This is a genomic window from Pseudomonas sp. GP01-A4 (assembly GCF_058780865.1).
In genome coordinates this window covers 21,948-46,966 of record NZ_JBYSWF010000014.1, presented here as the reverse complement: position 1 = coordinate 46,966, position 25,019 = coordinate 21,948, and the positions used below count along the sequence as shown (strand labels likewise).

The 25,019-nt window shown below is 61.2% G+C and carries 18 protein-coding genes; 11 read left to right on the top strand and 7 right to left on the bottom strand.

Translation table 11 applies throughout. From position 1 onward, the window contains the following. Positions 1–52 precede the first annotated feature (52 nt). Positions 53–742, top strand: a complete 690-nt coding sequence (locus AC3WKX_RS11060; protein WP_102605039.1) for an alpha/beta family hydrolase — start codon at positions 53–55, stop codon at positions 740–742. Between the two features lie 81 nt (positions 743–823). Here the strand turns inward: AC3WKX_RS11060 and AC3WKX_RS11055 are convergent, their stop codons facing one another. The 3 genes from AC3WKX_RS11055 to acnA form a co-directional block, all read right to left on the bottom strand. After that, entirely contained in the window at positions 824–2,389 is a 1,566-nt protein-coding gene (locus AC3WKX_RS11055) for a methyl-accepting chemotaxis protein (RefSeq protein ID WP_003219005.1), read from the bottom strand. 85 nt (positions 2,390–2,474) lie between these two features. Further along, positions 2,475–3,266, bottom strand: coding sequence for a CPBP family intramembrane glutamic endopeptidase (locus tag AC3WKX_RS11050; RefSeq protein ID WP_003219003.1), 792 nt, complete (start codon positions 3,264–3,266; stop codon positions 2,475–2,477). A gap of 111 nt (positions 3,267–3,377) precedes the next feature. Then, the gene (acnA, locus tag AC3WKX_RS11045) at positions 3,378–6,119 is read right to left on the bottom strand and encodes an aconitate hydratase AcnA (protein ID WP_102605714.1); all 2,742 of its coding nucleotides are present in this window, start codon (positions 6,117–6,119) and stop codon (positions 3,378–3,380) included. A gap of 191 nt (positions 6,120–6,310) precedes the next feature. Between acnA and rlmM the strand changes: the two genes are divergently transcribed. Together rlmM and tusA are read left to right on the top strand one after the other, a co-directional pair. After that, positions 6,311–7,384, top strand: a complete 1,074-nt coding sequence (gene rlmM, locus AC3WKX_RS11040; RefSeq protein WP_003219000.1) for a 23S rRNA (cytidine(2498)-2'-O)-methyltransferase RlmM — start codon at positions 6,311–6,313, stop codon at positions 7,382–7,384. 108 nt (positions 7,385–7,492) lie between these two features. Next, a complete protein-coding gene (tusA, locus tag AC3WKX_RS11035) occupies positions 7,493–7,744 on the top strand; it encodes a sulfurtransferase TusA (RefSeq protein ID WP_003218998.1) in 252 nt (83 codons plus the stop codon). On the opposite strand, the gene AC3WKX_RS11030 is transcribed toward tusA, so the two are convergent. Then, positions 7,741–9,129, bottom strand: a complete 1,389-nt coding sequence (locus AC3WKX_RS11030; RefSeq protein WP_032899660.1) for an MATE family efflux transporter — start codon at positions 9,127–9,129, stop codon at positions 7,741–7,743. The genes tusA and AC3WKX_RS11030 overlap by 4 nt on opposite strands. A 309-nt stretch (positions 9,130–9,438) precedes the next feature. On the opposite strand from AC3WKX_RS11030, the gene pdxB reads away from it, so the two are divergent. Further along, positions 9,439–10,581: a 4-phosphoerythronate dehydrogenase PdxB gene (gene pdxB, locus AC3WKX_RS11025; RefSeq protein WP_102605712.1), complete on the top strand. Its 1,143-nt coding sequence runs from the start codon at positions 9,439–9,441 to the stop codon at positions 10,579–10,581. A gap of 51 nt (positions 10,582–10,632) precedes the next feature. Here the strand turns inward: pdxB and AC3WKX_RS11020 are convergent, their stop codons facing one another. After that, positions 10,633–10,806: a PA1571 family protein gene (locus AC3WKX_RS11020; RefSeq protein WP_003218992.1), complete on the bottom strand. Its 174-nt coding sequence runs from the start codon at positions 10,804–10,806 to the stop codon at positions 10,633–10,635. 216 nt (positions 10,807–11,022) lie between these two features. Between AC3WKX_RS11020 and AC3WKX_RS11015 the strand changes: the two genes are divergently transcribed. Beyond that, on the top strand, positions 11,023–12,831 hold the full coding sequence (locus AC3WKX_RS11015) for an ABC transporter transmembrane domain-containing protein (protein ID WP_173883013.1): 1,809 nt from the start codon (positions 11,023–11,025) through the stop codon (positions 12,829–12,831). Between the two features lie 63 nt (positions 12,832–12,894). Here AC3WKX_RS11015 and AC3WKX_RS11010 read toward each other — a convergent pair whose 3' ends face one another. Next, positions 12,895–14,823, bottom strand: a complete 1,929-nt coding sequence (locus AC3WKX_RS11010) for a transglycosylase SLT domain-containing protein (protein WP_008437594.1) — start codon at positions 14,821–14,823, stop codon at positions 12,895–12,897. Between the two features lie 212 nt (positions 14,824–15,035). On the opposite strand from AC3WKX_RS11010, the gene AC3WKX_RS11005 reads away from it, so the two are divergent. Continuing rightward, entirely contained in the window at positions 15,036–16,955 is a 1,920-nt protein-coding gene (locus tag AC3WKX_RS11005) for an ATP-binding cassette domain-containing protein (protein WP_003218986.1), read from the top strand. A gap of 198 nt (positions 16,956–17,153) precedes the next feature. On the opposite strand, the gene AC3WKX_RS11000 is transcribed toward AC3WKX_RS11005, so the two are convergent. Continuing rightward, positions 17,154–17,591 (bottom strand): universal stress protein, encoded by a 438-nt coding sequence (locus AC3WKX_RS11000; protein WP_003218985.1) that lies wholly within the window; start codon positions 17,589–17,591, stop codon positions 17,154–17,156. Between the two features lie 104 nt (positions 17,592–17,695). On the opposite strand from AC3WKX_RS11000, the gene AC3WKX_RS10995 reads away from it, so the two are divergent. The 5 genes from AC3WKX_RS10995 to topA all read left to right on the top strand — a co-directional run bounded on the left by AC3WKX_RS10995 (position 17,696) and on the right by topA (position 25,008). Beyond that, entirely contained in the window at positions 17,696–18,133 is a 438-nt protein-coding gene (locus AC3WKX_RS10995) for a hypothetical protein (protein ID WP_003218981.1), read from the top strand. A 452-nt stretch (positions 18,134–18,585) separates the two neighbouring features. Beyond that, positions 18,586–20,733 carry a fatty acid oxidation complex subunit alpha FadB gene (gene fadB / locus AC3WKX_RS10990; protein ID WP_003218979.1) on the top strand — a complete coding sequence of 716 codons (2,148 nt, stop codon included), beginning with the start codon at positions 18,586–18,588 and terminating at the stop codon, positions 20,731–20,733. A gap of 29 nt (positions 20,734–20,762) precedes the next feature. Beyond that, on the top strand, positions 20,763–21,938 hold the full coding sequence (gene fadA / locus AC3WKX_RS10985) for an acetyl-CoA C-acyltransferase FadA (protein ID WP_102605710.1): 1,176 nt from the start codon (positions 20,763–20,765) through the stop codon (positions 21,936–21,938). 97 nt (positions 21,939–22,035) lie between these two features. Next, complete coding sequence (locus tag AC3WKX_RS10980) at positions 22,036–22,272, top strand: DUF1653 domain-containing protein (protein ID WP_008437597.1); 237 nt, start codon at positions 22,036–22,038, stop codon at positions 22,270–22,272. 114 nt (positions 22,273–22,386) lie between these two features. After that, the gene (topA, locus tag AC3WKX_RS10975; RefSeq protein ID WP_003218973.1) at positions 22,387–25,008 is read left to right on the top strand and encodes a type I DNA topoisomerase; all 2,622 of its coding nucleotides are present in this window, start codon (positions 22,387–22,389) and stop codon (positions 25,006–25,008) included. The last annotated feature ends 11 nt before the right edge of the window (positions 25,009–25,019 follow it).

Below are 25,019 nucleotides of genomic sequence, written 5' to 3'. Positions count from 1 at the left end.
CAAATGCGGCACTTGGGCTGGAGTTATAGGCAGACTAAAAAGCGAGGCAAGCATGGGCAAAGAGCACAAGGCCAGTATTGACGGGGATCAATGGGCGCAGTGTGTGCGGGAACGCGGCTGGTTGTGGAATGCCGCGACAGGGTCTATCGCGCGTACGCCCGCGACGCTGATCCTGGCCCACGGCGCGGGCGCGCCGATGGACTCGGGCTTCATGAGCGACATGGCTGCACGCCTTGCGGGGCATGGCGTGAACGTATTGCGCTTCGAGTTTCCGTACATGGCCCAGCGCCGTGTGGATGGCGGTAAACGTCCGCCGAACCCGGCGCCGAAGCTGCTGGAATGCTGGCGTGAGGTGTATGCCGAGGTGCGACGTCATGTCGCTGGGAAACTGGCGGTGGGCGGCAAGTCGATGGGCGGGCGGATGGCCAGTCTATTGGCGGATGAATTGGGCGCGGACGCGCTGGTGTGCCTGGGTTATCCGTTCTATGCGGTGGGCAAACCGGAGAAACCCCGGACCGAGCATCTGGCCGGGCTGAAGACGTCGACGTTGATTGTGCAGGGTGAGCGGGATGCACTGGGCAATCGGGCGGCGGTGGAGGGGTATGTGTTGTCGCCGAGCATCGAGGTGATGTGGCTGGTGGCGGGGGATCATGATTTGAAGCCGTTGAAGGCTTCGGGGTTCAGTCATGAGCAGCATCTGGAGGCTGCGGCGGTGAAGGTGGCCGGGTTTCTCGGCGCCTGATAGGGCCCTTTCGCGAGCAAGCCCGCTCCCACATTTGAAATGCATTCCAAATGTGGGAGCGGGCTTGCTCGCGAAAGCGGTTTACCGGTTAAAGCGTTCTACCAACGAGTACTGGGTATTGGCGGTATGCGTCAGCTCTTCACTCAACTGCGCCGAATTCAACGCCTGTTCCGACGTCTGGTCCGCCAGCAACGCAATGGTGCTGATGTTACGGCTGATCTCTTCCGCCACCGAGCTCTGCTCTTCGGTCGCCGCCGCAATCTGCGCCGTCATATCGGTGATGTGCGCCACCGCCTCGCTGATCCCGATCAGCGCCTGATCCGCTTCCATCACCCGTGCCACACCTTCTTCCGCCTGGCGATGCCCGGCGTCCATGGTTTGTACGGCCGCGCTGGCGGTCTGTTGCAGCTTGGCGATCAGCGCATGAATCTGCCCGGTGGACTCGCTGGTGCGCTGGGCCAGTTGCCGCACTTCGTCGGCCACCACCGCAAAGCCGCGACCCATCTCCCCGGCACGGGCCGCTTCGATGGCCGCGTTCAGCGCCAGCAGGTTGGTCTGGTCGGCGATGCCCTTGATCACATCCACCACGCCACCGATTTCGTCACTGTCCTTGGCCAGTTGGGTCACGGTCACGCCGGTCTCGCCCACGGCCACCGACAGGCGCTGAATCGCTTCGCGGGTTTCGCCGGCGATATCACGGCCACGTCCGGTCAGGCGATTGGCTTCCTGGGTGGCATCGGCGGTGCGTTGCACATGGCTGGCGACTTCCTGAGTCGTCGCGGCCATCTGGTTGACCGCGGTGGCCACCTGTTCGGTTTCCACGCGCTGGCGTTCAAGACCGCTGGAGCTGTTATGCGCCAGGGTATTGGACTGCGCCGCCTGGGAGTTGAGGTGTTCAGCCGTGTCCTGCAAACGGGTAAGACACGTCTTCAGGCGCGCCTCCTGGCTGAGGATCGACATTTCCAGGCGCGCCTGGGCGCCGCGGCTGTCGGTGTACATCTGCGCGATCAGCGGGTCTGAGGTGGTCTGTTCGGCCAGGCGCAGCAAGCGCTTGAGCCCGCGTTGTTGCCAGCTCAGGCCCAACAGGCCCAGCGGTACCGACAGCGCCGCTGCCAGGGCAAAGCCCCAGTGGGAATTGAGCCACACGCCAATCAGGAAGCTCAACTGGCTGACCAGGATAAACGGCAGCCAGTCCTGCAACACCGGCAGCCACTTGTCGCGGCGCGGGATGGCCGGCTTGCCCTGGTTGATGCGCTGGTAAAGCGCTTCGGCACGGCGGATCTGCTCGGCGGTGGGCTTGACCCGCACCGACTCGTAGCCGATCACCTGGTTGCCGTCGAAGACCGGTGTCACATAGGCGTTGACCCAATAGTGATCACCGCTCTTGCAGCGGTTCTTGACGATGCCCATCCATGGCAAGCCTTGTTTGAGCGTGGACCACATGTGTGCGAACACTGCCGCCGGCACATCCGGATGACGAACCAGGTTGTGCGGGGCACGCAGCAGTTCGTCATGGGAAAACCCACTGATCTCGACGAAGGCGTCGTTGCAGTAGGTGATCACGCCTTTGGCATCCGTGGTGGAGATCAACCGTTGCTGAGCGGGGAAGGTACGTTCGCGCTGGGTAACGGGTTGGTTATTACGCATGATTGTTCAATCCGCAAGGCTTTGACAGGTTGTCGACCGTCGCGGGGTTTTATTTAACTTATTTTTTGCAACAATCGGCGCAGCCTCAGCCCGCCAGCATCGGATAGGTAAACAACCCGAAATGCAGCAGGTTCAGCCCGAAGTGCGTAACGATCGCCGCGCCCAATCCGCCAAAGCGATACGCCAGGCCGTAGCCCAGGCCTGCGATGGTCGCCAGCAGGGTCCACTGCCAGCCTGCGCCCAGGTGTACCAGGCCGAACAGCAGGGCGGCCAACAGCAGGGCGAGGTTTTCACCATAGGGCAATTGCTTGAACCGTCGGCTCAGGCCGCCCTGGATATAACCGCGGAACAGCGCTTCCTCCACCAGGGTCACCAGCAGCAGGTTATTCAACACCCACAGCCAGGCCTGCTCCGGCCACTTCGGGGCCCAACTGATGACGCCCAGCAACGCAGCGCCGCCCAGGGCGGCAATCGCCGTCAGTGTCAACGCCAGGGCGGTGGCATAGATCGACAGGCGCAGGGACCGGCGCGCAACAATCCACGGGCAGGCCAGCAGCAGCCAGAAGCCAATCAGCGGCTTGTCCTGGTTCAGGTACATCGAGAAAGGCACGGCGTCGTCCGTAAAGCGCTGCGGCGCGATCCCGCGACCGTTGTAGAACCCGGGCAGCCAATGCATCGCCAGCCCCAGCGCCAGCACGATAAACAGCCCGTGGCCCAGATAGCGTACCCACGGGTTTCGCTGTTGCCGCACGGCAAACCCGGCCAACAGCAGCATGGCGACGGAAAGCGCCGCCATTAACCCCAATTGCCCGTAGCTCAAGGCAAGTACATAGCCGATGGAAAGAAGCGCCAGGTACAGCCATGGCAATGCAAGCATGGGGAATCCTTGTGACAGTCAAAATCTGAGGGCGGCAGTATACCGAGCGTCACCGACGGTAAAAATGAAAACACCGCCAGGGAAGGCGGTGTTTTGGGTAGCGCGTGTCAGTTACGAGGCAATCAACTGCCGCAACACGTAGTGCAGGATCCCGCCGGCCTTGAAGTACTCGACCTCATTGAGGGTGTCGATGCGGCACAGCACTTCGACCTTCTCGCTGCTGCCATCCTCACGGGTGATCACCAGCGTCAGGTTCATGCGTGGCTCGATCTCGGTGTTGGTCAGCCCGAGGATGTCGATCTTCTCCTTGCCTGTCAGCTTGAGTGCCTTGCGGTTCTGGTCCAGCTTGAACTGCAGGGGCAGCACGCCCATGCCCACCAGGTTGGAACGGTGAATCCGCTCGAAACTCTCGGCAATCACCGCCTTGACCCCCAGCAGGTTGGTGCCCTTTGCCGCCCAGTCACGGCTTGAGCCGGTGCCGTATTCCTGGCCGGCGATCACCACCAGCGGGGTGCCCGAGGCCTGGTATTTCATGGCGGCGTCATAGATCGGCATTTTCTCGCCGGTAGGGATGTAGATCGTATTGCCGCCTTCCTCGCCGCCGAGCATTTCGTTGCGGATGCGGATGTTGGCGAAGGTGCCGCGCATCATCACTTCATGGTTGCCGCGACGCGAGCCGTAGGAGTTGAAGTCCCGCGGTTCGACGCCTTGCTCGCGCAGGTATTTGCCGGCCGGGCTGTCGGTCTTGATGTTACCGGCGGGAGAGATGTGGTCGGTGGTCACCGAATCCCCCAACAGAGCCAGCACGTTGGCGCCCTTGACGTCTTCGATCACCGGCAGCGGGCCGCCAATGTCGTCGAAGAAGGGTGGATGCTGGATGTAGGTGGAATCTTTCTGCCACACGTAGGTCGCGGCCTGCGGCACTTCAATGGCTTGCCACTGTTCGTCGCCGGCAAACACTTCGGCGTATTCCTTGTGGAACATCCCGGTGCTGACTTGGGCGACGGCGTCGGCGATTTCCTTGCTGCTGGGCCAGATGTCTCTCAGGTACACCGGCTTTCCATCGGAGCCGGTGCCCAGTGGTTCGCTGCTGATGTCCATGCGCACGGTGCCGGCCAGGGCATAGGCCACCACGAGGGGCGGGGAGGCCAGCCAGTTGGTTTTCACCAGTGGGTGCACCCGGCCTTCGAAGTTACGGTTGCCCGAGAGCACCGAGGCCACGGCCAGGTCGGCTTTCTGGATGGCTTTTTCGATCGGCTCGGGCAGCGGCCCGGAGTTGCCGATACAGGTGGTGCAGCCATAACCCACCAGGTCGAAGCCCAGCTTGTCGAGGTAGTGGGTCAAGCCTGCCGCTTTGTAGTAATCAGTCACGACTTTGGAGCCAGGCGCCAGGGAGGTTTTCACCCAGGGCTTGCTCTTCAGACCTTTCTCCACGGCCTTTTTCGCCACCAGGCCCGCCGCCATCATCACGCTCGGGTTGGAGGTGTTGGTGCAGGAGGTAATGGCCGCGATCACCACCGCGCCGTTTTTCAGGCGATAGGTCTGGCCTTCGAAGTCGTAGTCGGCTTCACCGATCAGGTCGGCGTTGCCCACCGCAACACCGCCGCCGCCTTCGCTTTCCAGGCGGCCTTCTTCCTTGTTGGTGGGCTTGAATTGCAGGTCGAGGAAATCGCTGAAGGCCTGGCCGACGTTAGGCAGTGAGACACGGTCTTGCGGACGTTTAGGCCCGGCCAGGCTGGCTTCGACGCTGGCCATGTCCAGCGCCAGGCTGTCGGTAAAGATCGGCTCCTGACCTGCATTGCGCCACAGGCCCTGGGCCTTGGTGTAGGCCTCCACCAGTTTGACGGTTTCTGCAGGACGGCCCGACAGGCGCAGGTAGTCCAGGGTTACGTCATCCACCGGGAAGAAGCCACAGGTGGCGCCGTATTCCGGGGCCATGTTGGCGATGGTGGCGCGGTCGGCCAGTGGCAGATCTGCCAGGCCGTCGCCATAGAATTCGACAAATTTGCCGACCACGCCCTTTTTACGCAGCATCTGGGTGACGGTCAGCACCAGGTCAGTGGCGGTGATGCCTTCTTTCAGCTTGCCAGTGAGCTTGAAGCCGATCACTTCCGGGATCAGCATCGAAACGGGCTGCCCGAGCATCGCGGCTTCCGCTTCAATCCCGCCCACACCCCAGCCCAATACGCCGAGGCCGTTGATCATGGTGGTGTGGGAGTCGGTGCCGACCAGGGTGTCGGGGAAGGCATAGGTGCGGCCGTCTTCATCCTTGGTCCACACGGTGCGGCCGAGGTATTCCAGGTTGACCTGGTGGCAGATGCCGGTGCCCGGTGGCACTACGCTGAAGTTGTCGAAGGCGCTCTGGCCCCAGCGCAGGAAGGCGTAGCGTTCGCCGTTGCGCTGCATTTCGATGTCGACGTTTTCCTGGAAGGCGCCGGTGGTGGCGAACTTGTCGACCATCACCGAGTGGTCGATCACCAGGTCCACCGGTGACAGCGGGTTGATGCGTTGCGGGTCACCGCCGGCCTTGGCCACGGCGGCGCGCATGGCGGCCAGGTCGACCACGGCGGGCACGCCGGTAAAGTCTTGCATCAGCACGCGGGCGGGGCGGTATTGGATCTCGCGGTCGGAGCGGCGCTCCTTGAGCCAGGCGGCAATGGCCTTGAGGTCGGCGCCGGTGACGGTCTTTTCGTCTTCCCAGCGCAGCAGGTTTTCCAGCAGCACCTTGAGGGACATCGGCAGCTTGTCCAGATCACCCAGGCTCTTGGCGGCTTCGGGCAGGCTGAAGTAGTGATAGGTCTTGTCGTCGATCTGTAAGGTTTTAAGGGTTCTCAGACTATCAAGGGATGACATTACATGACTCCTTATGGTCCGCACGGCTACGGACCTGACGGGACGAACAGAGCTTACAAATTAGCCCTGTTTTAAGTAGCTGGCTAATTACTGGACTCTATCAATAAGTCCAAGGTTCCGAACTCGGCTATCATGCGCGCGTTTTCATGACAGGCATTGCGCTATAGCAAGCCCGTGATCCAGGAGAGTTGATGAACACCCTTTTTATGCACTGCCGCCCGGGTTTTGAAGGCGAAGTCTGTTCCGAGATCGCGGAGCACGCCGCACGCCTGAACGTTTCGGGCTATGCCAAGGCCAAGACCGGCAGCGCCTGCGCCGAATTTGTCTGCACCGAAGAAGACGGCGCCCAGCGCCTGATGCGCGGCCAACGCTTTGCCGAGCTGATCTTCCCGCGGCAGTGGGCGCGCGGGGTGTTCATCGACTTGCCGGAAACCGACCGTATCAGCGTGATCCTCGCGCACCTGCGGGATTTCCCGGTGTGCGGCAGCCTGTGGCTGGAAATGGTCGACACCAATGACGGCAAGGAGCTGTCGAACTTCTGCAAGAAATTCGAAGTTCACTTGCGCAAGGCGCTGATGGCCGCCGGCAAACTGGTGGAAGACGCCAGCAAGCCGCGCCTGCTGTTGACCTTCAAGAGCGGCCGCGAAGTGTTCATGGGCCTGGCCGAGTCAAACAACTCGGCCATGTGGCCGATGGGCATCCCGCGCCTCAAATTCCCGCGGGACGCGCCAAGCCGCTCGACCTTGAAGCTGGAAGAGGCCTGGCACCACTTTATCCCCCGAGACCAGTGGGACGAGCGCCTGCACAGCGACATGACCGGCGTCGACCTCGGCGCAGCGCCTGGCGGCTGGACCTGGCAACTGGTCAACCGCGGCATGCTGGTGACCGCCATCGACAACGGCCCGATGGCCGAAAGCCTGATGGACACCGGGCTGGTGCAGCACTTGATGGCCGACGGCTTTATCTACACCCCCAAGCAGCCGGTGGACTGGATGGTCTGCGACATCGTCGAAAAACCGGCGCGCAATGCGGCCCTGTTGGAAACCTGGATTGGCGAGGGACACTGCCGCGAAGCGGTGGTCAACCTGAAGTTGCCGATGAAGCAGCGTTATGCCGAAGTGAAGCGCCTGCTTGAACGCATCGCGGAAGGCTTCAAGGAACGTGGCATCCGGGTGGAGATCGGCTGCAAGCAGCTGTACCACGACCGTGAAGAAGTGACCTGCCATTTGCGCCGGTTGGATGTGAAGAAGCCAAAGGCCCGGTAAACGCTGCTCAATGTAGGAGCGAGCTTGCTCGCGAAAAAACCGAGGGCGCCGCTGGCTACCTGGCGCCCCGCGTTACCGTTAAAATGCCGGCCTGTTTAGGAGTAAACCATGAGCCTGACCCCTGATTTACCCGTCGATGCCGTCCTCGACGCCACCGGCCTCAACTGCCCGGAACCGGTGATGATGCTGCACCAGCACATCCGCGACCTGGCGCCCGGAGGCTTGCTCAAGGTGATCGCGACCGATCCGTCGACCCGTCGCGACATCCCCAAGTTCTGCGTGTTTCTCGACCATGAACTGGTGGACCAGCAGGAGCAGGCCGGTACCTACCTATACTGGATCCGCAAGAAATCGGCTTAAGCCCGGCGAATCCGCTTGCGTGCGCTGCGCACCAGGCGGATCACCAACATCGCCGCGGCACAGCTCAGGCCCACGATCAGCCCCTGCCACAAGCCGCTCGGGCCGCGGGCGTCGCCCAGCCACTCGGTCAGCCCCAGCGCGTAGCCCACCGGCAAGCCCACGCCCCAATACGCAAACAACGTCAGCACCATGGTCACCCGAGTGTCCTGGTAACCACGTAGTGCGCCGGCGGCCGTGACCTGGATCGCGTCCGAGAACTGAAACAGCGCCGCAAACACAATCAGCATCGCCGCCACCTGGATCACCAGCGGGTCCTGAGTGTAGATGGTGGCGATCTGTTCGCGAAACAGCAGCATCAGGCTGCAAGACAGGCAGGCATACACCAGCGCGGTGCCCATTCCGACACCTGCGGCAAAGCGCGCCTCACGGGGTTCTCCTCGGCCCAGGGCCTGGCCCACGCGCACGGTGACCGCCATGCTCAGGGAATAGGGGATCATGAACACCAGCGAACTGAAGTTCAGCGCGATCTGGTGCCCGGCCACCACCGTGGCGCCGAGGCTGCCGATCAGCAGCGCGATCACCGCAAAAATGCTCGACTCGGCGAACACCGCGATCCCGATGGGCAAGCCAATGCTCAACACACGCTTGATCACCGACCATTGCGGCCAGTCAAAGCGCTTGAACAGCTCGCTGCTCTGATACACCGGCGCCCAGCGGGTCCAGGCGGCCAGGCCGAGCATCATCACCCACATCACGATCGCCGTGGCCCAGCCGCAACCGATGCCGCCCATGGCCGGCACGCCGAAGTGGCCGTAGATAAACACATAGTTCAGCGGAATATTCAGCGCCAGCCCGCACAGGCCCATGACCATGCTCGGCCGCGTTCGGCCCAGCCCGTCGCTGAAGCAGCGCAGCACGTAATACAACGCAATGGCCGGCATGCCCGAAGCGATGCCGTGCAGGTAGCCCATGCAGGGCTTGATCAGCTCGGGATCGACCTTCATCAGGTGCAGGATCGGTTCGGCGCTGATCAGCAACAGCAGCGCGGTAATTCCCACCACCAGTGCCAGCCACATCGACTGGCGCACCAGCGGGCCGATTTCACCGTGGGTGCCGGCACCAAAGCGCTGGGCGACTTTCGGCGTGGTGGCCAACAGGGTGCCGGTCATCAGCAGGTACACCGGGATCCAGATGGAGTTGCCCAGGGCGACCGCCGCCAGGTCTCGGGAGCTGACACGCCCGGCCATCACGGCATCGACGAACCCCATGGCGGTGGTCGCCAGTTGCCCGATCATGATCGGCAGCGCCAGGGCCAGCAGGTTGCGCACTTCAAGGCTGACGCGGGCGGGGCGAGAAAGGGCGGTGGTGGTTGTGGCAGTGTTCACGTACAGATGTCCGATAGGGGGAGCGCAGGACGGCGCATTCTACGCCTTGACGTGTTGGTCAGGAAAAAACCTGTGTTGTGGATTTGTAAACACATCCCCGCGCAGATGCAGCGTTTTGTGGCGAGGGCGCTTGCTGTGGCGAGGGAGCTTGCTCCCGCGGGGCTGCTCAGCAGCCCCAGAACGGGCAACCGATGTGTACCTGAAAAAACACGGTGCTGCATTTGGGAGCGCTGCGCACTCCAGCGGGAGCAAGCTCCCTCGCCACAAGTAAAACCGCTGTACACTGCTGATCCGCGAAAGGAGCCTGCCATGCTGATTGTTGCCGACGAAAATATCCCGCTGCTCGATGCATTCTTTGAAGGATTCGGCGAGATTCGCCGGGTTCCGGGCCGGTCCATCGACCGCGCGACGATCGAACAGGCCGATGTGCTGCTGGTGCGTTCAGTGACCAACGTCAACCGGGCCTTGCTCGAAGGCACGCCGGTGCGGTTTGTCGGCACCTGCACCATCGGCACTGATCACCTCGACCTCGATTACTTCCAGCGCGCCGGCATCCAGTGGTCCAGCGCCCCCGGCTGCAATGCCCGTGGCGTGGTCGACTATGTGCTGGGCAGCCTGCTGACCCTGGCCGAGATCGAAGGCGCCGACCTGGCCCAGCGCACCTACGGTGTGGTGGGGGCCGGTGAAGTCGGCGGGCGTCTGGTCAAGGTGCTCAAGGCGTTGGGCTGGAACGTGCTGGTGTGCGACCCGCCCCGGCAGATCGCCGAGAACGGTGATTACGTCAGCCTGGAGCAGATCGTCGAGCAGTGCGATGTGATCAGCCTGCACACGCCGCTGAACAAATCCGGCAACGGCTCCACCTGGCACTTGTTCGACCGCGAGCGCCTCAACCAGCTCAAGCCCGGTGCCTGGCTGATCAACGCCAGCCGCGGCCCGGTGGTGGACAACGCCGCCCTCAAGGAGGTGCTGCTGGCGCGCGAAGACCTGCAGGCCGTGCTGGATGTGTGGGAAGGCGAGCCGCAGGTGGACGTCGACCTGGCCGACCTGTGTGTGCTGGCCACCCCGCATATCGCCGGCTACAGCCTGGACGGCAAGCAGCGCGGCACGGCGCAGATCTATCAGGCGTTTTGCCGGCATCTTGGTCAGGACCCGACGATTCAATTGAGCGACTTGCTGCCGGAGCCGTGGCTGGCCGAAGTCAACCTCAATGCCAATACCGATCCGGCCTGGGCCCTGGCGACGCTGTGCCGCAGCATGTACGACCCGCGCCGTGATGACGCGGATTTCCGCCGCAGCCTGGTAGGCACAGTGGATGAGCAGCGCAAGGCCTTCGACCTATTGCGCAAGCACTACCCCGAGCGGCGTGAGATTGACGGCTTGAAAGTGCGGATCAACGGCGAGTCTGCCGCCTTGTCGAGCATCGTGGCAGCATTGGGCGCACAGGCAATCTGAAGGCATAAAAAACCCGGCCATCAAGGCCGGGTTTAAGAGAGCGTGGGCGAATCAGCCTCGCTTGGCAGGCTTGACCAATTTCTGTTCCAGTTCGGCGCACGCGCTCTGGATCATTTCTTCGGTGATTTGCACTTCGCGGCCCTGAGCGTCGATATACGAGCAAGGCAATTGCTGCGGTTGGCGGATCACTTGAATTTTGGCGTTGCTGCTGTTTTGCAAGGACATGGCCCGTCTCCTCATCAGGTTGTGTACCTACTTTAAAACCCCCGCGTGACCGCGTTGTTACAACTCCTTGCGCGGCCCGCAGATCGAATGCCCAGTCCAGCAGAAACCGATACAAATTTCCAGCCGGTCCTTAGACCGATAGCCTCTAGGGCCTAGGTTCGGTGAGCATAATTAACCTGACTCATTGTGATTCGCTCAAGTTCCCCCCATGTAGCTATGCAGGTTCCCGTCTCCAACCTTCAGGTGAAACCCTCCATGCTCTCAGCCCGTCAACGCCGCGCGATTCGCCTGGCCAGTCGCTTCGTCGCTCCCTACCGCTGGCAGGCCCTGGGCGCCTTGTTGGCGCTGATCGTCACCGCCGGCATTACCTTGTCCATGGGCCAGGGTATTCGCCTGCTGGTGGACCAGGGGTTCATGACCCAGTCGCCGCACCTGCTCAACCAGTCCATCGGTCTGTTCATGATCCTGGTGCTGGGCCTGGCGGTGGGCACCTTTGCGCGGTTTTACCTGGTGTCGTGGATCGGCGAGCGGGTGGTGGCGGACATCCGGCGGCAAGTGTTCAACCACTTGATCTACCTGCATCCGGGCTTCTACGAAAACAACCGCAGCTCGGAAATCCAGTCCCGGCTGACCACCGACACCACCTTGCTGCAATCGGTGATCGGCTCCTCGCTGTCGCTGTTCCTGCGCAACGCCTTGATGGTGATCGGCGGGATCGTGCTGCTGTTTGTCACCAACCCCAAGCTCACCAGCATCGTCGTGATAGCGCTGCCACTGGTGCTGGCGCCGATCCTGATCTTCGGCCGTCGGGTACGCAGCCTGTCGCGCCAGAGCCAGGACCGCATCGCCGATGTCGGCAGCTATGTGTCCGAGACCCTCGGCCAGATCAAGACCGTGCAGGCCTACAACCACCAGGTCCAGGACGAACAGCGCTTCGCGCTGACGGTGGAAGAGGCCTTCACCACCGCCCGCAAACGCATCGTGCAGCGCGCCTGGCTGATTACCCTGGTGATCATGCTGGTGCTGGGCGCCGTGGGCGTGATGCTCTGGGTCGGCGGCATGGACGTGATCGGCGGGCGCATTTCCGGTGGTGAGCTGGCGGCGTTCGTGTTCTACAGCCTGATCGTCGGCAGTGCCGTCGGTACCTTGAGTGAAGTGTTGGGCGAGTTGCAGCGCGCCGCCGGTGCGGCGGAGCGGATTGGCGAATTGCTGCAGTCGAGCAATGAGATCAAGGCGCCCGAAGCCAACGTGATCAAGCTGCCGGAGCGGGTCAGCGGCCGCCTGGAAATCCAGGATTTGCGTTTCTCCTATCCGTCGCGCCCGGATCGTTTTGCCATCGACGGCTTGAGCCTGAGCATCAATGCAGGCGAAACCCTGGCCCTGGTCGGTCCGTCCGGTGCGGGTAAATCGACGATGTTCGATCTGTTGCTGCGTTTCTACGATCCCCAGCAAGGCCGCATCCTGCTTGAAGGCCACCCGCTGACCGAGCTGGATCCGCTGGACCTGCGCCGCTGTTTCGCCCTGGTGTCCCAGAGCCCGGCGCTGTTCTTTGGCACTGTCGAAGAGAACATCCGCTACGGCAATCCGACGGCCACCTTTGCCCAGGTCGAGGAGGCGGCGCGCATCGCCCACGCCCACGACTTCATTTTGCAAATGCCCGACGGCTACCAGACCCACCTGGGCGACGGCGGCATGGGCCTCTCCGGCGGCCAGCGCCAACGCCTGGCCATCGCCCGGGCCTTGTTGGTGGATGCACCGATCCTGCTGCTGGACGAAGCTACCAGCGCGCTGGACGCCCAGAGCGAACACCTGATCCAGCAGGCGCTGCCGCAGTTGATGGAAGGGCGCACCACCCTGGTCATTGCCCACCGGCTGGCCACGGTGAAGAATGCCGACCGGATTGCCGTGATGGACCAGGGCAAGCTGGTGGCGGTGGGGACGCATCAGCAGCTGATCGCCGGCAATCCGCTGTATGCACGGCTGGCGGCGTTGCAGTTCAGTGATGGTGAGTCGACCACCCACTGATTCACCGCCCACAAAAAATGCCCGCATCTCTCAATGCGGGCATTTTTTATGGGACAGCGTTACTTACTGATCATCAAAATACCGCTCATGCCAATCCACCAGCGGCTGCGGTGCATTGAGCTTCTGCCCGTAGATCACCGAATAGGACAGCACGTTCTGCACATACTGGCGGGTTTCGTCGAACGGGATGCTTTCCACCCACACATCGAAACTCAGGTGATCGGCGCCGCGCAGCCATTGGCGTACACGGCCCGGGCCGGCGTTGTAGGCAGCGGTGGCGAGCACGCGGTTGCCGTTGAACTGGGCGTGGACCTGGCTCAGGTAGGCGGCGCCGAGCTGGATGTTCTTGTCCGGGTCGAGCACCTGCTGCTGCGAAGCCAGCGGGATGCTGAACTTTCGCGCAGTCTCCTTGGCGGTGCCGGGCATCAGTTGCATCAGGCCGGTGGCACCGACGCCGGAACGCGCGTCGTCCATGAAGGCGCTTTCCTGGCGGGTGATTGCAAATACCCAGCTGGAATGCACGCCGCGGACCTTGGCTTCTCGCACGAGGGTGTCGCGGTGGGCCATCGGGAAGCGGATGTCCAGGTCGTCCCAGTACTGCGCCTGGCTGATGGTGCGGATCGCCGGGAAGTACCACTTCATGTCATAGGCCAACTTGGCCTGGGCGACCATTTCGTCGCGGTTGAAGTGCCGGCTGACGTGGTACCACTCGCGGCGGCCATCAACGATCTGGCCACGGGCGTAGAACTCCAGGGCGCGGCGCACGCCCGGTGTGTTGCGTACCTTGTTCATCAGCGCCTGGCTCATCACCAGTGGCTTGTTGTTCAGTTGGTACGGGGACTGGGAGCGATCCGCCGCCAGGAAACCGTAAAAGTCTCGTTCCTTGGCCAGGCCCTTGTACATCACCAGGGCTTGCGGGTTCTTCGGCTCTGCCAGTTCCAGGCTGCGGGCCTGCCAGTAGCGCCAGCGGTTGGTGGTGGCCAAATCCTGGGGCAGCTTGCGGGTCAACTGGTAGGCGTCTTCCCAGCGGGCCAGGCGCAACAGCAGGCGCAGGCGCCATTCGGAAACGGTGTTGTCCCGCAGTTCCGGATCGTATTTGGTCATCACGTCAAGGGCGCGCGGGTCGTAGCGACGCGCCAGGGTCAGGCCTATTTCCCGGGCGATCGACACTTTTTCGTCACGAGAGAAGTGCATGCTGCTGGCATAACCGTCGAGCAGGGCCATGGCCTTGTCCGGGTCCTGGCGTGCCAGGCGGCGCAGGCCAAGGCCTACGGCATCGGACATGGCTTCGTTGGCCGGCAGGAAGCGCGATGGGTCGCCGAGCATGTCGGGCTTCTGTGCCACGTCCACCATCAGGCGGCCCTGGGCGCCGAGGGTCGGCAGGGTCTTCACCAGGCTATTGGCCAACGGATAGTTGCGGGCTTCGGCGGCCAGCTTGGCGCGGTCCCAGATCTTCTGTTCGGTCAGTTGGCCGTCGGCGGCCCACTGGCCAAAGGTGGCATCACAGGCAGCAGGCTGGGATTTACCGGTCAGCCACAGCTTCTCGGTGGTTTTATAACCTTCGGCTTTTTGGTTGTGGGTCAGCTGGAATTGGCCATGGAGGCAGTCCAGTTCGACGAAATTGAGTTTGGCGTCGTAGTACTTTTCAAAGGTTTGCCAGTCGCCACGGTCGGCCAGCCAGCGCAACCAGCGCAGTTTCATCCAGTTGGCCTGGGGCAGGTCGCCGTTTTTGGCGAGGAATTGTTCGATCTCCTCGTTGCTGGCGGTTTTCAGTCGTGCGGTGAGCTCGTCGTAGGCGAGGTACGGCGTCAACGGGTAGTCGGCCAGGGCCTGGCTGTATTGGAAATACGGGCCGCTGTCGCCTTTGGCGAGGGCTCGTTTGGCTTCATCGTAATATTGACGTTGGGTGGTGAGGTCCACGGCCTGGGCGGATTGAACGGCGGTGGCAGAAAGAAGCAGACAAGATAAAAAGCTGAAAAGGCGACTGCGCATGAGACGTCCGTGCAGAGGAATCTGGACTAGTGCCGACGTCGCCGACACTGATTGCCCCTAGCTTAGCCTTTTGCCCGCGACCGGTGAAAGCTTTGCCGGTCGCTTCGTTCAAGTTCATCTGAAATGTCCAACAGAACGTGTCAACGGCGAAAATGCCGGCCGCCTCGAGCCCTAAGTCAGGTAGAATGCGCGCCCAGTTTTTGGAGAAGCGTATGACCCTGCTCAAATTCAGCGATGTGTCCCTTGCTTTCGGCGCTATGCCGTTGTTGGACAAGGTGTCCTGGCAGATCGCCCGTGGTGAGCGGGTGTGCATCATCGGCCGCAACGGCACCGGCAAGTCCAGCATGATGAAGCTGGTAAAAGGCGACCAGAAGCCCGATGACGGCTCTGTCTGGCGCGCCCCGGGCCTCAAGATTGGCGAATTGCCGCAAGAATTGCCGGTGGCCGACGGACGGACAGTGTTCGACGTGGTTGCCGAAGGCCTCGACGGCGTGGGCGCACTGCTCGCCGAATACCATCACCTGGCGCAGAACTGCGTCACCGAAGCCGACCTGGACAAGCTGATGCACGTCCAGCAAGACCTCGAAGCCCGCGACGGCTGGCGCTTGCAGCAATTGGTCGACAGCACCCTGAGCCGCCTGCAACTGCCCGCCGACAAGACCCTCGCCGAATTGTCCGGCGGCTGGCGTCGCCGCGTCCTGCTGGCCCAGGCCCTGGTTTCCGAACCGGATCTGTTGCTGCTCGACGAACCGACCAACCACCTGGACATCGGCGCAATCGCCTGGCTTGAAGAAGCCCTCAAGGATTTCCAGGGCGCCGTGCTGTTCATCACGCACGACCGTTCCTTCCTGCAGAACCTGGCAACCCGCATCCTCGAACTGGACCGTGGTGGCCTGATCGACTGGAACGGCGACTACGCCAGTTTCCTGGTGCACAAAGAAGCCGCGCTGTCTGCGGAAGAAACCGCCAATGCCCTGTTCGATAAGAAGCTGGCCCAGGAAGAAGTCTGGATCCGCCAGGGCATCAAGGCCCGCCGCACCCGTAACGAAGGCCGCGTACGTGCCCTGAAAGCCCTGCGTGTCGAGCGCAGCGAGCGCCGTGAACGCACCGGCAAGGCCAATATCCAGCTGGACACCGCCGACAAGTCGGGCAAGCAAGTGATGGTGCTGGAAAACGTCAGCTTCCATCACCCGGACGGCCCGTTCCTGATCAAGGACTTCTCCATGGTCCTGCAGCGCGGCGACCGTATCGGCCTGCTCGGCGCCAACGGTACCGGCAAGACCACCTTGCTCAAGCTGATGCTCAACGGCCTGCAACCCACCAGCGGTACCGTGGAAGAGGGCACGCGCATCGACGTGGCCTACTTCGACCAGTTGCGCCACCAGTTGGACCTGGAAAAAACCGTGATCGACAACGTCGCCGAAGGTCGCGACTTTATCGACATCGACGGCCAGAGCCGCCACGTGCTGAGCTACCTGGGCGACTTCCTGTTCAGCCCGCAGCGTGCACGTACGCCGGTCAAGGCCTTGTCCGGTGGTGAGCGTGCGCGCCTGCTGCTGGCCAAGTTGTTCAGCAAGCCAGCCAACCTGCTGGTACTCGACGAACCGACCAACGACCTCGACGTGGAAACCCTGGAACTGCTGGAAGAGGTCCTGCTGACCTTCAACGGCACCGTGCTGATGGTCAGTCACGACCGGGCATTCCTCGATAACGTGGTCACCAGCACCCTGGTCTTCGAAGGTGAAGGCAAGGTGCGTGAATACGTCGGTGGTTACCAGGACTGGCTGCGCCAGGGCGGCTCGCCGCGCCTGCTGGGCGTGACCGAGAGCAAGTCCGGCAAGGCTGACTTGACCTCGGCCGTGGTTGCTCCAGTGGCTGCTGCTCCGGCACCAGCCCAGGAAGCACCTGCTGCGAAGAAGAAGCTCAGCTACAAGCTGCAACGTGAGCTGGAAGCACTGCCGGGTGATATCGACGCCAAGGAACAGCAGATTGCTGCCGTTGAAGCTGAAATGGCTGACGCGGGTTTCTACCTGCGTCCGGCTGCAGAAACCGCCAAGGTGATTGCATCCCTCGAGCAGCTTAACAGCGAGCTTGAAGCCCTGGTTGAACGCTGGGCCGAGCTGGATGCCTGAGTGATTCAAGCGCAATAAAAAACCCGGCGCTCATTTGTATGAGCGCCGGGTTTTTTGTATGAAACGCGGTTCAGATGTGGGAGCGGGCTTGCTCGCGAATGCGGTGTGTCAGTCCATATATTTGTCGACTGATCCACCGCTTTCGCGAGCAAGCCCGCTCCCACACAAGCCCGCTCCCACATTGGATTGCCGTTGGTCTTACGAGCTCTTGACCAGTTTCACGGCCAGCACATCGCAAGGTGCGCCGTGCAGCACGTCATTGGCGGTGGAGCCCAGCAGCAAGGCCAGGCCGTGACGGCCGTGGCTGCCGACCACGATCAGGTCGCAACCTTGCTCCTTGGCCAGGTGGTGGATTTCCTGGCGCGGCTGGCCGTAGGTCAGGTGGCTCTGGTCTTTTTTCAGGGCAGGGTACTTGTTGATCAGCCGGTCAAGGCGTTCCTTGGCCTGGTCGAACTGCTGCTGTTGCAGTTGGGAAAGGTCCATCGGCACATCGCCGCCAAAGGCCATGGCCATCGGTTCGACGATATGCACCAGGGACAGCTTCACCGAGTCGCCTGCAAGGCCTACGGCCCGCTTGATCACGGGGTCGCATTCTTCGGTCAGGTCCACGGCGACCAGAATATGTTCGTAGGGCATGAGGAGTCCTCCAAGGGAAAGCGATAAGTTCAGTATGGCTGGTTTCAAGCGGATGGGGTTGCGTCAGGTCAAATCCGCTCATCAAGAAATTCGGGAGTACACATATGACGGTCTGGATAGTGGTGTCAATCCTTGCGCTGGTTTTAAGCCCCCTGGCGTGGCTGCGTCCTTCGCGCCATTCGAGCGGGCGCATGGCTTTGCGCATGGAGGCGCGGCGCATTGGCCTGGCCATGCAACTGACGCCCCAGGAATGGCCACACTGGCTCAAGCACGAGCCGCCAAGCCCGTGTGCCCAGTATCACCGGCCACGGCGTGGCACCACGCGGGTGACCTGGAGTTACTGGCAGTTGGAGCCGGGGGTTTGGGTCAATCAGTGGCAGGAAACCTGCGTCGATGAAAAGTTGTTGCCACATTTTGCGACGCTGCCGGCGAACGTCTACAAAGTCGAAGCCGACAAGCAAATGATCACCCTGTACTGGGGCGAGAAGGGCGAGTTGAGCGTGTTGCAGGACATTGACGCAGTACTCAAGGCGCTGGCCTGAGATTCCTGCGGGCATTAAAAAGCCCGAAAGCATCATCGGGCTGGAGTTGGCCAGGCAGGCCGGTAATTCGTTTTACGTGCCGCTAGCCTAGCCGCATATTCGGTTCTGTACAGCCCTTTAAATCAAAATTCACATTATTGATTTCGCGAATGATTAAACATTGGCGGGGCGATGCCGGCTGCCCCGGGTTCTGAAATGACTGAAAAGTCGCGTTTTTGCGGCCCTTTCGAGCGATTGACAATTCGTCGGATTTGGCTGAAGGTGACGTACCCAAATCAAACGGGCGTATGAATTGAGCGTTTGTCTTTCAGACCGTTCGTACAGAATCCCGACTATCGCGTTGGCGGGTGTGCCTGGCAACTTGGCGTTAGCATCGACGGTAACGTCAGTGCCTACGCTGAATCCTGCGTCCGACGTGTACTGTTCAGCTTCCATATCGTGGAGATCAGTTGATGATTTACGAAGGTAAAGCCATCACGGTTAAGGCTCTTGAAAGTGGCATCGTCGAATTGAAATTCGACCTCAAGGGTGAGTCCGTCAACAAGTTCAACCGTCTAACCCTGAATGAATTGCGTCAGGCCGTAGACACCATCAAAGCAGATGCTTCGGTCAAGGGCGTGATCGTCTCCAGCGGCAAGGACGTGTTCATCGTCGGCGCTGACATCACCGAATTCGTCGACAACTTCAAGCTGCCCGATGCCGAGCTTGTGGCTGGCAACCTCGAAGCCAACAAGATTTTCAGCGATTTCGAAGACCTCAACGTGCCGACCGTTGCCGCGATCAATGGCATCGCCCTGGGCGGCGGTCTGGAAATGTGCCTGGCCGCCGACTTCCGCGTGATGTCTGCCACCGCGAAAATCGGCCTGCCGGAAGTCAAGCTGGGCATCTACCCAGGCTTCGGCGGTACCGTGCGCCTGCCGCGAATCATCGGTGCCGACAATGCCATCGAGTGGATTGCCGCCGGCAAGGAAAACCGTGCTGAAGACGCGCTGAAAGTCGGCGCCGTGGATGCTGTGGTGGCTCCCGACAAGCTGGCAGAAGCCGCGCTGAACCTGATCAAGGGCGCCATCAGCGGCGAATTTGACTACAAGGCCAAGCGTCAGCCAAAGCTGGAAAAACTCAAGCTCAACGCCATCGAACAGATGATGTCGTTCGAAACCGCCAAGGGTTTCGTGGCTGGCCAGGCCGGCCCGAACTACCCGGCGCCGGTTGAAGCGATCAAGACCATCCAGAAGGCCGCGAACTTCGGTCGCGACAAAGCCCTGGAAGTCGAAGCTGCCGGCTTCGTCAAACTGGCCAAGACCTCTGCCGCGCAGAGCTTGATCGGTCTGTTCCTGAACGATCAGGAACTGAAGAAAAAGGCCAAGGCCTACGACGAAATCGCTCGCGACGTGAAACAGGCTGCCGTACTCGGCGCCGGTATCATGGGCGGCGGTATCGCCTATCAGTCGGCGTCCAAAGGCACGCCGATCCTGATGAAAGACATCAACGAGCACGGCATCGAGCAGGGTCTGGCAGAAGCCGCGAAGCTGCTGGTAGGCCGCGTTGATAAAGGCCGCATGACTGCAGCGAAAATGGCTGAAGTGCTTAACGGCATTCGTCCGACCCTGTCCTACGGTGATTTCGGCCACGTCGACCTGGTGGTCGAAGCGGTTGTCGAGAACCCGAAGGTCAAGCAGGCGGTACTGGCTGAAGTTGAAGCCCAGGTGAAAGAAGACACGATCCTGGCGTCCAACACCTCGACCATTTCCATCACCTTGCTGGCCAAGGCCCTCAAGCGTCCGGAAAACTTCGTCGGCATGCACTTCTTCAACCCGGTGCACATGATGCCGCTGGTGGAAGTGATCCGTGGCGAGAAGTCCAGCGAGCTGGCCGTTGCCACCACCGTTGCCTACGCCAAGAAAATGGGCAAGAACCCGATCGTCGTCAATGACTGCCCGGGCTTCCTGGTCAACCGCGTACTGTTCCCGTACTTCGGCGGTTTCGCCAAGCTGGTCAGCGCCGGTGTGGACTTCGTGCGCATCGACAAGGTCATGGAAAAATTCGGCTGGCCAATGGGCCCGGCGTACCTGATGGACGTGGTCGGCATCGACACCGGCCACCACGGTCGCGACGTAATGGCTGAAGGCTTCCCGGACCGCATGAAAGACGACCGCCGCTCGGCGATCGACGCGCTCTACGAAGCCAAGCGCCTGGGCCAGAAGAATGGCAAGGGCTTCTACGCCTACGAGACCGACAAGAAGGGCAAGCAGAAGAAAGTGGCCGACCCATCGGTTCACGAAGTACTCGCGCCGGTCATCTACGAACAGCGTGAAGTGTCCGACGAGGACATCGTCAACTGGATGATGATCGCCCTGTGCCTGGAAACCGTGCGCTGCCTGGAAGACGGCATCGTTGAAACCGCAGCCGAGGCCGACATGGGCCTGGTCTACGGTATTGGTTTCCCTCCATTCCGTGGTGGTGCGCTGCGTTACATCGATTCCATCGGTGTGGCCGAGTTCGTTGCCCTGGCTGATCAATACGCTGATCTGGGCCCGCTGTACCACCCGACTGCGAAGCTGCGCGAGATGGCCAAGAACGGCCAGAGCTTCTTCGGTTAAGTGCCCAGACGACTAGAGCGAGAATATTTATGAGCTTGAATCCAAGAGACGTCGTGATTGTCGACTTCGGTCGTACTCCGATGGGCCGCTCCAAGGGCGGCATGCACCGCAACACCCGTGCCGAAGACATGTCGGCGCACCTGATCAGCAAATTGCTGGAACGCAACGTCAAGGTCGACCCGAACGAAGTCGAAGACGTGATCTGGGGTTGCGTCAACCAGACCCTGGAGCAGGGCTGGAACATCGCCCGCATGGCTTCCCTGATGACGCAGATCCCGCACACCGCTGCCGGCCAGACCGTCAGCCGCCTGTGTGGCTCGTCCATGAGCGCGCTGCACACCGCTGCCCAAGCGATCATGACCGGTAACGGTGATGTGTTCGTGGTTGGCGGCGTGGAGCACATGGGCCACGTCAGCATGATGCACGGTGTGGATCCGAACCCGCACATGTCCCTGTACGCGGCGAAAGCCTCGGGCATGATGGGCCTCACCGCTGAAATGCTCGGCAAAATGCACGGCATTACCCGCGAAGCCCAGGATGCATTCGGCCTGCGTTCCCACCAGTTGGCCCACAGGGCAACCGTGGAAGGCAAGTTCAAGGATGAAATCATCCCGATGAACGGCTACGACGAGAACGGTTTCCTGAAACTGTTCGACTACGACGAAACCATTCGTCCGGACACCACCCTGGAAAGCCTGGCGGCCCTGAAGCCGGCCTTCAATCCAAAGGGCGGCACCGTGACAGCCGGTACTTCGTCGCAGATCACTGACGGTGCTTCGTGCATGATCGTGATGTCTGCCCAGCGTGCCCAGGACCTGGGTATCCAGCCGATGGCCGTGATTCGTTCGATGGCAGTCGCAGGTGTGGACCCGGCAATCATGGGCTATGGTCCAGTACCGGCCACACAAAAAGCATTGAAGCGCGCAGGCCTGACTATCTCCGACATCGACTTCTTCGAGCTCAACGAAGCTTTCGCCGCACAGGCCCTGCCAGTGCTGAAAGATTTGAAAGTGCTCGACAAGATGAACGAGAAGGTTAACCTGCACGGCGGCGCGATTGCCTTGGGTCACCCGTTTGGGTGTTCCGGCGCTCGTATCTCCGGCACGTTGCTTAACGTGATGAAGCAAAATGGCGGCAACCTTGGGGTTGCAACCATGTGCATTGGCCTCGGCCAAGGCATCTCCACCGTCTTCGAACGTATCTAAACGTTTCGTTGACGGAAGCCGGGGCCCAGTGCCCCGGTTTTTGTTTTTTGGAATTTTTTATATTTTTTTTTAACAAATTTTGTAAGAGGGCCAGAGCATGAAAGTCGAACCAGGGCTCTACCAGCATTATAAAGGTCCGCAGTACCGCGTTTTTAATGTGGCGCGGCATTCCGAGACCGAAGAGGAAGTGGTGTTCTACCAAGCACTGTATGGCGATTACGGCTTTTGGGTGCGTCCCTTGAGCATGTTCCTGGAGACCGTCGAAGTTGACGGCGAACAGGTCCCGCGCTTTGCTTTGATGCAGGCCGAACCCAGCCTTTTTTCCGTGCAATAAAGGCAGGCCGCGCAGAATGCTGCGCTTGACCTCACCTTGTTGCCACTATATATAGCGTTGCCGCGTCAGGCGCCAACCGCCTTTCACTTCTCGAATTCAGGAATTTTCCGATCCATGGGCAAATCGCTGGTCATTGTGGAATCCCCGGCTAAGGCCAAGACCATCAACAAGTACTTGGGTAACGAGTACGTGGTGAAGTCGAGTATCGGCCATATCCGAGACCTGCCCACCAGCGGTTCGGCTAGCGCCAGCAAGGAGCCTGCCGCCAAGCGCGGCAAGGCGGCTGCGGGCGAAGGTCCGGTGCTCACGCCTAAAGAGAAAGCGCGCAAGCAGCTGGTCTCGCGCATGGGTGTCGATCCCGATCATGGCTGGAAAGCCAAGTACGAGATCCTCCCGGGCAAGGAAAAGGTCATCGAAGAGCTGCGCCGGCTCGCCAAGGATGCTGACACCATCTATCTCGCAACCGACTTGGACCGCGAAGGGGAGGCTATTGCCTGGCACCTGCGGGAAGCCATCGGGGGTGACGACAGCCGCTACAAGCGCGTGGTGTTCAACGAAATTACCAAGAAGGCGATCCAGGAAGCCTTCTCCAAGCCGGGCGAACTGGACATTGACCGCGTCAATGCCCAGCAGGCCCGTCGCTTCCTCGACCGCGTCGTGGGTTACATGGTCTCGCCGCTGCTGTGGGCGAAAATCGCTCGTGGCCTGTCCGCCGGCCGTGTGCAATCGGTTGCGGTAAAGCTGGTGGTGGAGCGTGAGCGCGAGATTCGTGCGTTCAACCCTGAAGAATATTGGGAAGTGCACGCTGACCTGGGCACTGCCAAGGGCAACAACGTACGCTTTGAAGTGGCCCGCGAGAAAGGCGAGGCCTTCAAGCCGCTCAACGAAGCCCAGGCCATGGCCGCGCTGGAGAAGCTCAAGGCTTCCAGCTACAGCATCGTCAAGCGTGAAGACAAGCCCACCAGCAGCAAGCCGTCGGCGCCGTTCATCACCTCCACCCTGCAACAGGCCGCGAGCAACCGCCTGGGCTTCGGGGTGAAGAAGACCATGATGATGGCCCAGCGCCTGTATGAAGCGGGCTACATCACGTATATGCGTACCGACTCCACCAACCTGTCGCAAGACGCGGTGGCGATGGCGCGTACTTATATTGAAAGCGAATTCGGCAAGAAGTACCTGCCGGAGAAGCCGAACGTCTATAGCAGCAAGGAAGGCGCACAAGAGGCTCACGAAGCGATTCGTCCCTCCGACGCCAACACCGAGCCAAGCAAGCTGAGCGGCATGGAGCGCGACGCTGAGCGCCTCTATGAGCTGATCTGGCGCCAGTTCCTGGCGTGCCAGATGCTGCCGGCGCAATACCTGTCGACGACTGTCAGCGTGGGTGCTGGTGACTTCGAGCTGCGTGCCAAGGGCCGTATCCTCAAGTTCGACGGTTACACCCGCGTGATGCCGCAAATCGCCAAGCCGGGCGACGACGATGTACTGCCGGACATGGCTCAGGGCGATGTGTTGAAGCTGATCAAGCTCGACCCGTCCCAGCACTTCACCAAGCCGCCGGCGCGTTATTCGGAAGCGAGCCTGGTCAAGGAGATGGAAAAACGCGGTATCGGTCGTCCTTCGACCTATGCGGCGATCATCTCCACCATCCAGGACCGCGGCTACGTGGCCTTGCACAACCGTCGTTTCTACTCGGAAAAGATGGGCGACATCGTCACCGAGCGCCTGTCCGAGAGTTTCTCCAACCTGATGGACTACGGCTTCACCGCCGGCATGGAAGAGAACCTCGATGACGTGGCCCAGGGCGAACGCGACTGGAAAAACGTGCTCGACGAGTTCTACGGCGACTTCAAGAAGAAACTTGAAGTGGCTGAAAGCGCCGAGAACGGCATGCGGGCCAACCAGCCGGTGATGACGGACATTCCGTGCCTCACTTGCGGTCGCCCGATGCAGATTCGTACCGCCTCCACCGGTGTGTTCCTCGGTTGCTCGGGTTACAGCCTGCCGCCGAAAGAGCGCTGCAAGGCCACCGTCAACCTGGTGCCGGGCGATGAAATCGCGGCCGATGACGAGGGTGAATCCGAGTCACTGGTATTGCGTGGCAAGCACCGTTGCCCGATCTGCAGCACGGCAATGGATGCCTACCTGCTGGACGAGAAGCACAAGCTGCACATCTGCGGTAACAACCCGGATTGCAACGGCTACGAGATCGAAGAAGGCACTTACCGCATCAAGGGCTACGAAGGCCCGAGCCTGGAATGCGACAAGTGCGGCAGCGAGATGCAGCTCAAGACCGGCCGTTTCGGCAAGTTCTTCGGTTGCACCAACCCGACGTGCAAGAACACCCGCAAACTGCTGAAAAGCGGTGACGCAGCGCCGCCGAAGATGGACCCGGTGAAGATGCCTGAGCTCAAGTGCGAGAAGGTCAACGACACCTACATCCTGCGTGATGGTGCTTCGGGGCTGTTCCTGGCTGCCAGCCAGTTCCCGAAAAACCGTGAGACCCGTGCACCGCTGGTGATGGAGATCGTGCCCCACAAGGACGAGATCGATCCGAAGTACCACTTCCTCTGTGAAGCGCCGAAGAAGGACCCGGACGGTCGCCCGTCCGTAATCCGCTACAGCCGCAAGACCAAGGAGCAGTACGTGCAGACCGAGGTTGAAGGCAAGCCTACCGGCTGGAAAGCGTTCTACGACGGTGGCAAGTGGAAGGTCGAGGACAAGCGCCAGGGCGCTTGATTCGCCTGTGA